The organism is Pseudomonas sp. YQ_5 (assembly GCF_043103305.1).
Classification (GTDB): Bacteria; Pseudomonadota; Gammaproteobacteria; order Pseudomonadales; family Pseudomonadaceae; genus Aquipseudomonas; species Aquipseudomonas putida_Y.
The window spans coordinates 115,029-124,180 of the sequence record NZ_JBICJS010000065.1; the positions used below are offsets into that span (position 1 = coordinate 115,029).

A 9,152-nucleotide genomic window follows, 5' to 3' on the forward strand; every position below is an offset into this window, starting at 1 on the left:
CCGCCATGCGTCCCGCCCGCGCCCTGATCGACCTCCAGGCCCTGCGCCATAACTACCGTCTGGCCCGTGAACTGACGGGTGCCAAAGCCCTCGCCGTGATCAAGGCCGACGCCTATGGCCACGGCGCCGTGCGCTGCGCCCTGGCCCTGGAGGCCGAAGCCGACGGCTTTGCCGTGGCCTGCATCGAAGAGGCGCTGGAGCTGCGCGCTGCCGGTATCAAAGCCCCGGTGCTGCTGCTGGAAGGTTTTTTCGAAGCCAGCGAACTGGCGCTGATCGCCGAGCACGACCTGTGGTGCGTGGTGCACTCGCTGTGGCAGCTGGAAGCCATCGAGAAAACCCCGCTGCACAAGCCGCTCACCGTCTGGCTGAAGCTGGACAGTGGCATGCACCGCGTTGGCCTGCACCCCAAGGACTACCACGACGCCTACCAGCGACTGTTGGCCAGTGGCAAGGTTTCGCGCATCGTGTTGATGAGCCACTTCGCTCGCGCCGACGAACTGGACGCTGACGCCACCTCCCAGCAGATCGCCGTGTTCGAAGCTGCCCGACAGGGCCTGGCCGCCGAATGCAGCCTGCGTAACTCGCCCGGCGTGCTGGGCTGGCCGCAAGCGCCCAGCGACTGGGTGCGCCCAGGCCTGATGCTGTACGGCGCCACGCCGTTCGAAGTGGCGCAGGCCGAGGCCGCACGCCTGCAACCGGTGATGACCCTGCAATCGCGGGTGATCAGCGTGCGCGAGCTGCCTGCCGGCGAGCCGGTGGGCTATGGTGCCAAGTTCGTCAGCCCTCGGCCGACCCGCGTGGGTGTGGTTGCCATGGGCTATGCCGATGGCTACCCGCGCCAGGCGCCCAACGGCACTCCGGTGCTGGTCGCCGGCAAGCGCACTCAGCTGATCGGCCGGGTGTCGATGGACATGCTCAGCATCGACCTCACCGACGTACCGGAAGCCGCTGTCGGCAGCCCGGTAGAACTATGGGGCAAGCAGGTGCTGGCCAGTGAGGTGGCCGCGCATGCGGGCACCATTCCGTACCAGATCTTTTGCAACCTGAAGCGGGTACCACGGGACTACATCGGCGAATGACACGCTGAAGCGGACAGGTTGGGGGCGGTGTGTTGTAAATACTGAACGGCATTGCCATGATATCGTTCACATCCACCCCCTTCCCACTGTTCCAGGAGGCTCCAGCTTTGGACGTCGGCGAACGACTGCAAGCCATCCGCAAGCTCAAGGGCCTGTCCCAGCGCGAACTCGCCAAGCGTGCAGGCGTGACCAACAGCACCATCTCGATGATCGAGAAGAACAGCGTAAGCCCCTCTATCAGCTCGCTGCGCAAAGTGCTGAGCGGCATCCCCATGTCCATGGTCGAGTTCTTTTCGGTCGAGCTGGAGCCCGAAAGCCCCACTCAGATCGTCTACAAGGCCCACGAGCTGATCGATATCTCGGATGGAGCGGTAACCATGAAGCTGGTTGGCAAGTCGCACCCCAACCGCGCCATCGCTTTTCTGACCGAGGTGTACCCGCCAGGCGCGGACACCGGTGCCGAGATGCTTACCCACGACGGCGAGGAGACCGGTATCCTGCTTGAAGGCCGCCTGGAACTGGTGGTCGGCAACGAGATTTTCGTTCTCGAAGAGGGGGACAGCTACTACTTCGAAAGCACCCGGCCACACCGCTTTCGCAACCCATTCGACCAGCCGGCGCGGCTGATCAGTGCGGCGACGCCTTCAAACTTTTGATCCAGCGCAGTGCATTGAGTCGGCAATACCCCTTTCCTGTGTGGGGTCGTTTCACGGCCTCTGGGTTCCCGCTATACTTTTCAACGCTCGCCGATCCGTGGCCGCGAGCGTGATTAGCCACCATGAGGGTGTTCGCGTGAATCAAATCAAGAAGATGCTGGCCGTACCAGCAGCCGTATTCGCCCTCTGGGCAATGAGCGCAACCGCTGCGACCAATGACGACATCGCCAAACGCCTGGAGCCGGTTGGCCAGGTGTGCGTCCAGGGCCAAGAGTGCAAAGGCATGGAAGTGGCCGCTGCAGCGGGTGGCGGGGGAGCCAAGACGCCGGATGAAATCATCGCCAAGCACTGCAATGCCTGTCATGGCAGCGGGTTGCTCGGCGCGCCTAAAATTGGTGACACCGCCGCGTGGAAAGAACGCGCCGACCACCAGGGCGGCCTGGACGGCATCCTGGCCAAGGCCATTACCGGCATCAACGCCATGCCGCCAAAGGGCACCTGTGCAGACTGCTCGGATGAAGACCTGAAAGGGGCGATCAAGAAAATGTCCGGGCTGTGATTTACAGCTGAATTGCATGAGGCCCGCCGTTGATGGCGGGCTTTGCTTTTTTGTTGTCTGGGCCGGCCTCTTCGCGGGCAAGCCCGCTCCCAAAGGTACTCCACAGGACCTGAAGGTTGTGTTAATTCTGTGGGAGCGGGCTTGCCCGCGAAAGGGCCGGTACAGGCAACCAATTACTTCAGCCCTATGTCCAACCCCTGAACTCGTGGATGTTTCAGGAGGCCCAGATGCACCTCTGCTCCATCGACCAGGCTGTCGAGCAGGTCTTGTCCCGGCTGCCAACCCATATCCATATGGGCCTGCCTTTGGGCCTGGGGAAACCCAACGCCTTCGTCAACGCGCTTTACGCCCGCGTACGCGAGCTGCCCGAACGGCGCCTGACCATCTATACCGCACTTTCCCTCGGCCGCCCGCCACTGGGCAATGGCCTGCAGCGGCGCTTTCTCGAACCCTTCGTCGAGCGAGTGTTCGCTGACTACGAAGAGCTCAGCTACCTCGCAGACCTGCGCAACGACAGCCTGCCGCCAAACATCCGTGTCGAACAGTTCTTCATGCAGCCCGGTAGCCTGCTGCACAGCGAGTCGGCCCAACAGGACTACGTCAGCAGCAACTACAGCCACGCCGCACGCGATATCAACGCCAAGGGCCTGAACCTGATCGCCCAGTTGGTGGCAGCCACCCCTGAAAAGCCCGTGCACCTGAGCCTGGCCTGCAACCCAGACATCACCCTCGACCTGCTGCCGATGATTGCCAAGCGGCGCGCGGCTGGCGAAACCATCCTCATGCTGGGCCAGGTGCATGCCGAACTGCCCTATATGCCAGGCGATTCGGAACTGAGCATGGAGGCATTCGACCTGCTGATTGATGAAGCGGAGCAGCGACGGCTGTTCTCTACGCCGAACATGCCGGTCGGCATCCAGGACCACTGCATTGGCTTGCACGCCAGCACGTTGGTGCGCGATGGCGGCACCCTGCAGATCGGCATCGGGGCCATGGGTGATGCAGTTGCTGCCGCATTGCTGGCTCGTCAAGGTGACAACGCAGGCTACCGAGCCGTGCTTGATGAGCTGGATGTAGGCCCCTGGCATGCGCTGATCGAACGCGAAGGGGGGCTAGGGACGTTTGCCCAAGGCCTGTACGGCTGCAGCGAGATGTTCGTCAATGGCCTGCTGGTGCTGGCCGAAGCAGGGTTGCTACGACGCCCGGCGGACGAGCAGGGCGCAATACTGCATGGCGGCTTTTTCCTCGGCCCGCAAGCGTTCTATCAGCGCTTGCGCGGGATGCCGCTGGTGCAGCGCGCACAGTTTGCCATGACCTGCATCAGCTTCATCAACGAGCTATATGGGCAGGAGGAACTCAAGCGCCGCCAACGCCGTGATGCGCGGTTTATCAACACTGCGTTTGCCATGACCTTGCTCGGCGCCGGGGTGGCTGATCAACTTGAAGACGGCCGTGTGCTCAGCGGCGTGGGCGGGCAGTACAACTTTGTCGCCCAGGGCCATGCGCTGGAAGGTGCACGTTCGATTCTGCTTTTGCGCAGCTGGCGCGAGGCAGGCGGGGAGGTGACCTCAAACCTGTTCTGGACCTATGGCCACTGCACCATCCCCCGGCACCTGCGCGATATCGTGGTGACCGAGTACGGTATCGCGGACTTACGTGGGCAGACCGACAGCGAGGTGATTGCGCGGTTGCTGGCGGTGAGCGATTCGCGGTTCCAGCAGGGGCTCATCGGGCAGGCAAAAGAGGCCGGCAAGCTGGCCAAGGGCTTTCAGCTGGACGCTCGCTTCACCGACAATACGCCGCAGCGGCTGGAAGCGATCCGGACGCGGCATGCGCGGCTGTTCCCGGAGTACCCAATGGGCACGGACTTTACGGCCGAGGAGCGGGATCTGTTGCGGGCGCTGAACTGGTTGAAGAGCAAGTTCAAGCTGAGCGAGGTGCTGGAGCTGGGCAAGGCAGCGTTGGATGCACCGGGGCCGGAGGGGTATGAAAGCCACCTGGAGCGGATGCAGTTGGGGCAGCCGCAGGGGCTTAAAGAAGAACTTTACCAGCGCTTGTTGTTGGCGGGGCTGGCGGCAACCAGATAAAAGGGTTGCGGCCATTCGCGGGCATGCCCGCTCCCACAGGTACGGCACAGCGTTCGAGACCTGTGCTGCACCTGTGGGAGCGGGCGTGCCCGCGAAGCAGGTGTCGCGTTTATTCGATGAAGCTGACTACACCACCTTCCAGCGACTTCACCCGGGCCAGCGATTCAACGCGGTAGCCCTGGCTGTCCAGTTCGGCACGGCCGCCCTGGAACGACTTCTCGATCACGATACCCAGGCCCGCCACGGTGGCGCCAGCCTGCTTGATGATCGAGATCAGCGCCTGCGAGGCTTTGCCGTTGGCCAGGAAGTCGTCGATCACCAGCACGCGGTCGCTGCTGTTGAGGTGACGCGGCGAAATGGCCACAGTGTTCTCGGTCTGCTTGGTGAAGGAATACACCGAGGCGGTCAGCAGGTTTTCAGTCAGGGTCAGCGACTGGTGCTTGCGGGCGAAAATCACCGGTACGCCCAGCTTCAGGCCGGTCATCACGGCCGGGGCAATGCCCGAGGCTTCGATGGTGACAATCTTGGTCACGCCGGCGTCGGCGAACAGGCGGGCGAACTCGTTACCGATCAGCTGCATCAGCGCCGGATCGATCTGGTGGTTGAGAAACGCGTCGACTTTGAGAACCTGATCGGAAAGCACGATGCCTTCTTCGCGAATCTTCTGATGCAGTGCTTCCACTGTGATTTCCTCGATGTAGATAGTGGTCTGTATGGCCGATTTGTGAGCTCAAATCGGCCATACAAACCACCGTGGCCGCTAACAGCGGCAAAGTTAAAGAGTAATGGTTGATCAGCGTTTGAGCATTGCCCGGATATCGGCCAAGGCGTTGTTGCCGCGTGCGGCCTTCACCTCGACCGGCGCATCGTCCAGGCCCTCCCAGGCCAGGTCGTCCGGAGGCAGTTCGTCGAGGAACCGGCTGGGCGTGCAGTCGATGATTTCACCGTACTGCTTGCGCTTGGCGGCGAAGGTGAAGGCCAGGGTCTGGCGCGCGCGGGTGATGCCCACGTAGGCCAGGCGGCGTTCCTCTTCGATGGTGTCGGCCTCGATGCTGGAGCGGTGCGGGAGGATTTCCTCTTCCATGCCCATGATGAACACGTAAGGGAACTCCAGGCCCTTGGAGGCATGCAGGGTCATCATCTGCACACCTTCGGCGTTCTCTTCTTCTTCCTGCTGGCGCTCGAGCATGTCGCGCAGCACCAGCTTGCCGATGGCGTCTTCGATGGTCATGTCACCCTCTTCGTCCTTCTCGAGGGTGTTTTTCAGCGCTTCCACCAGGAACCACACGTTGCTGATGCGGAACTCTGCGGCCTTGTCGCTGGCGGTCTGCTGGCGGATCCAGTTCTCGTAGTCGATGTCGCGGATCATCTCGTGCAGCGCGGCAATCGGATCTTCCAGGGCGACCTTGTGGCGTACCCCATCCAGCCAATGCTTGAAGCGCTGCAAGCGCTCGGTGTAGCGGGCGTCCAGATGCTCGCCCAGGCCCAGCTCCTCGCTGGCGGCGTACATCGATATACCGCGCTCAGTGGCGTAGTTACCGAGCTTTTCCAGGGTGGTGGAGCCGATTTCCCGGCGCGGTACGTTGATCACACGCAGGTAGGCGTTGTCATCGTCCGGGTTCACCAGCAGGCGCAGGTAGGCCATCAGATCCTTGACCTCCTGGCGGCCGAAGAAACTGTTACCACCCGACAGACGATACGGCACCTGGTGGTGCTGCAGCTTCAGTTCGATCAGCTTGGCCTGGTAGTTGCCGCGGTAGAGGATGGCGAAGTCGCTGTACGGGCGGTTGGTGCGCAGGTGCAAGGTGAGGATTTCCATGGCCACGCGTTCGGCCTCGGCTTCCTCGTTCTTGCAGCGGATCACGCGGATCTCGTCGCCCACGCCCATTTCGCTCCACAGCTGTTTCTCGAACGCATGCGGGTTGTTGGCGATCAACACGTTGGCACAGCGCAGGATGCGGCTGGTGGAGCGGTAGTTCTGCTCGAGCATGACGATCTTCAGGGAGGGGTAGTCCTCCTTGAGCAGCATCAGGTTCTCAGGGCGTGCACCACGCCAGGCATAGATCGACTGGTCGTCGTCGCCTACCACGGTGAACTGGTTGCGCATGCCGATCAGCATCTTCACCAGCAGGTACTGGCTGGCGTTGGTGTCCTGATATTCGTCTACCAGCAGGTAGCGCACACGGTTTTGCCAGCGTTCCAGCACCTCGGGGTGCTCCTGGAACAGTTTGACCGGCAGCAGGATCAGGTCGTCGAAGTCCACCGCGTTGAACGCCTTGAGCGTGCGCTGATAGTGGGTGTAGACGATGGCTGCGGTCTGCTCGCGTGGGTTGCGCGCTTTTTCCAGGGCCTCTGGTGGCAGGATAAGGTCGTTCTTCCAGGCACCGATCATGTTCTTGATCTCGTCGATGCCGTCGTCGCCGGAGTATTCCTTCTGCATGATGTCCGACAGCAGCGCTTTGATGTCAGACTCGTCGAAGATCGAGAACCCCGGCTTGTAGCCCAGGCGCTCGTGTTCCTTGCGGATGATGTTCAGGCCAAGGTTGTGGAACGTACACACGGTCAGGCCACGGCCTTCCCCCGGGCGCAGCAAGGTGGCAACCCGCTCCTTCATCTCGCGCGCGGCCTTGTTGGTAAAGGTCATCGCCACGATGTACTGGGCGCGGATGCCGCAGTTCTGGATGAGGTGGGCAATCTTGCGCGTGATCACGCTGGTCTTGCCCGAACCTGCACCGGCGAGCACCAAAAGAGGGCCGCCGACATAGTCACGGGCTTCCTGCTGCCGGGGATTGAGTCGGGACATGCTAGAAACCGGGGGTCGCCAGAAAATAGCCGCGCATTCTAACAGGCATGGGGCCGTTGTGGCGCGACCGTCTGACGTCTGAGTCAGACTTTATGTCCGTCTCACTATTAGTGCCACTAATGCTAGTAGCTGAAAAAATCATATTTGCCGGTTTGTGCCGTTTCGCGCAGGATGCACGACAAAATACGTCGGGATGCTACACCCGAAAAACATGTATAAAATTGAAAATCATTTTCATTGAATACAGTGGCATACCCGCCAGTCTCGTTGCACCGTGAAGCCCTAAGGAGCCCGCTTGTCCACGCCTGTCGAACCTCTGCGTTTGCTGCTGTTGGCCGATGAGCCGGAATGGGCCGCCTTGTTGCACGCCTGCATGCCTGCACTGGGTGGCAGCGCCGTGCTACTGACTGCGCCAAACTGGGAGGCGGTCGACAGCCTGTTCAGTCATGATCGCCAGGCCGTCGTGCTGGCAACGCCAGGCTTGCAGCCCGCCCCCGGGCGTTGCGAGCTGCCGACCATCCTGCTGCTTGACCACGAGCCTGAGGCGGCGCCCAGCGCTGTCAGCGACTGGCTGGTACGCGACCAGCTCAACGCCGATAACCTGCGCCGCTCACTGCGCCATGTGCGAGAGCGCGGTGTGCTGGTCGCCACCTTGCAGCGCCTGGCCGAGCAGGACCCGCTGACCGGCATCGCCAACCGCCAGGGCTTCCAGGCTTTGCTCAATGCGCGCCTGGCCGAAAACGACGGCCGTGGTGTTGCGCTTGGCCACCTGGATCTGGACAACTTCCGCCACGTCAACGACGCCCTCGGCCACCAGTGCGGTGACCGGTTGATCCTGCAGGTGGTGGCACGGCTGAAGCATCAGCTGGAAGCGGGCGACCAGTTGGCGCGCCTGGGCAGCGACGAGTTCGCCCTGCTGATCGATACCCGCCGAGATGCCAACCGCGCCGAATGGATGGCCGAACGCATCGTCGAGGCCTTGGCCGAACCTTACTGGATCGACGGCGAAAGCCTGTTGCTGGGCTGCAGCCTGGGCCTGGCCCATGCTCGCGCACAGAGCGGCGCCGATCCGCTGATGTGGCACGCGCATATCGCCATGCGTCAGGCCAAGAGCAGCCAGGGCTGCACCTTCCATGTGTTCAACGAACGCATCAACCGCAACGCCCGCAGCCTTGCCGACCTGGAAGGCGAATTGCGCCGCGCCCTGCGCCGCGACGAGCTGGAGCTGCATTATCAGCCCCGCCTTAACCTGGCCGACGGGCGCATTGTTGGCCTGGAGGCGCTGGTGCGCTGGCGCCATGCCGAGCGCGGGCTGCTGCCGCCCAGCGAGTTCGTGCCACTGGCCGAGCAGAGCGGCCTGATCGTGCCCTTGGGCTACTGGGTTATTTCCCGTGCCCTGCGTGACATGCAGGCACTGTGCGAGCGCGGTCTGGAACCGCTGCACATGGCGGTCAACCTGAGCTTCCGTCAGTTTCAGGACAGCCAGCTACTGGCCACCTTGAGTCGCCTGATCCTTGAGCACGGTGTGGATGCCCGCTGGCTTGAGTTCGAGCTGACCGAGACGGCGGTGATGCGCCGCAACGAGGTGGTGCGCCAGACCATGGACGCGCTGGGTCGCCTGGGCGTGCGCTTCTCGCTCGATGATTTCGGCACCGGGTTTTCTTCGTTCGTGCACCTCAACAGCTTGCCGATCGCCTTGCTCAAGGTGGACCGCAGCTTTGTTGCGGAAATGGAAATGCGTGAAGAGAACCGCAAGCTGGTGCACGCCATGATCAACCTGGCACACAACCTCAGCCTTGAGGTAGTGGCCGAGGGGGTGGAGAGTGAAGAGCAGCTGGCGTTGTTGCGCGGGTTTGGCTGCGACCAGGTGCAAGGTTTCCTGGTCAGCAAACCGCTACCGATAGAGGAATTGATGGCGTATTTGCTGCAGGCGCCCGGCCGCCAGTTGGAGGCTGTCCTTTAGGGCCC

The 9,152-nt window shown here is 62.3% G+C and carries 7 protein-coding genes; 5 read left to right on the top strand and 2 right to left on the bottom strand.

Going from position 1 to position 9,152, the window contains the following annotated elements:
- Positions 1–5: 5 nt before the first annotated feature.
- From alr to ACF8EA_RS16125, 4 genes are all read left to right on the top strand, one after another.
- Entirely contained in the window at positions 6–1,079 is a 1,074-nt protein-coding gene (gene alr / locus ACF8EA_RS16110; protein ID WP_275966550.1) for an alanine racemase, read from the top strand.
- Between the two features lie 107 nt (positions 1,080–1,186).
- On the top strand, positions 1,187–1,735 hold the full coding sequence (locus ACF8EA_RS16115) for a cupin domain-containing protein (RefSeq protein ID WP_021785230.1): 549 nt from the start codon (positions 1,187–1,189) through the stop codon (positions 1,733–1,735).
- A gap of 154 nt (positions 1,736–1,889) precedes the next feature.
- Positions 1,890–2,294, top strand: a complete 405-nt coding sequence (locus ACF8EA_RS16120; RefSeq protein ID WP_033723760.1) for a cytochrome c5 family protein — start codon at positions 1,890–1,892, stop codon at positions 2,292–2,294.
- A 227-nt stretch (positions 2,295–2,521) separates the two neighbouring features.
- On the top strand, positions 2,522–4,381 hold the full coding sequence (locus tag ACF8EA_RS16125) for an acetyl-CoA hydrolase/transferase C-terminal domain-containing protein (RefSeq protein ID WP_392522593.1): 1,860 nt from the start codon (positions 2,522–2,524) through the stop codon (positions 4,379–4,381).
- A 109-nt stretch (positions 4,382–4,490) separates the two neighbouring features.
- On the opposite strand, the gene ACF8EA_RS16130 is transcribed toward ACF8EA_RS16125, so the two are convergent.
- A complete protein-coding gene (locus ACF8EA_RS16130) occupies positions 4,491–5,063 on the bottom strand; it encodes a xanthine phosphoribosyltransferase (RefSeq protein ID WP_392522594.1) in 573 nt (190 codons plus the stop codon).
- Between the two features lie 111 nt (positions 5,064–5,174).
- Positions 5,175–7,184, bottom strand: a complete 2,010-nt coding sequence (rep, locus tag ACF8EA_RS16135) for a DNA helicase Rep (protein WP_021785228.1) — start codon at positions 7,182–7,184, stop codon at positions 5,175–5,177.
- 295 nt (positions 7,185–7,479) lie between these two features.
- Here rep and ACF8EA_RS16140 point away from each other — a divergent pair, with 295 nt between their 5' ends.
- Positions 7,480–9,147: a bifunctional diguanylate cyclase/phosphodiesterase gene (locus ACF8EA_RS16140; protein WP_021785227.1), complete on the top strand. Its 1,668-nt coding sequence runs from the start codon at positions 7,480–7,482 to the stop codon at positions 9,145–9,147.
- Positions 9,148–9,152 lie beyond the last annotated feature (5 nt).

Bases quoted from the DNA above. Each gene is read 5' to 3' on its own strand.
- alr (WP_275966550.1), top strand. From the start codon at position 6: ATGCGTCCCGCCCGCGCCCTGATCGACCTCCAGGCCCTGCGCCATAAC.
- ACF8EA_RS16120 (WP_033723760.1), top strand. From the start codon at position 1,890: ATGCTGGCCGTACCAGCAGCCGTATTCGCCCTCTGGGCAATGAGCGCA.
- ACF8EA_RS16125 (WP_392522593.1), top strand. From the start codon at position 2,522: ATGCACCTCTGCTCCATCGACCAGGCTGTCGAGCAGGTCTTGTCCCGG.
- rep (WP_021785228.1), bottom strand. From the start codon at position 7,184: ATGTCCCGACTCAATCCCCGGCAGCAGGAAGCCCGTGACTATGTCGGC.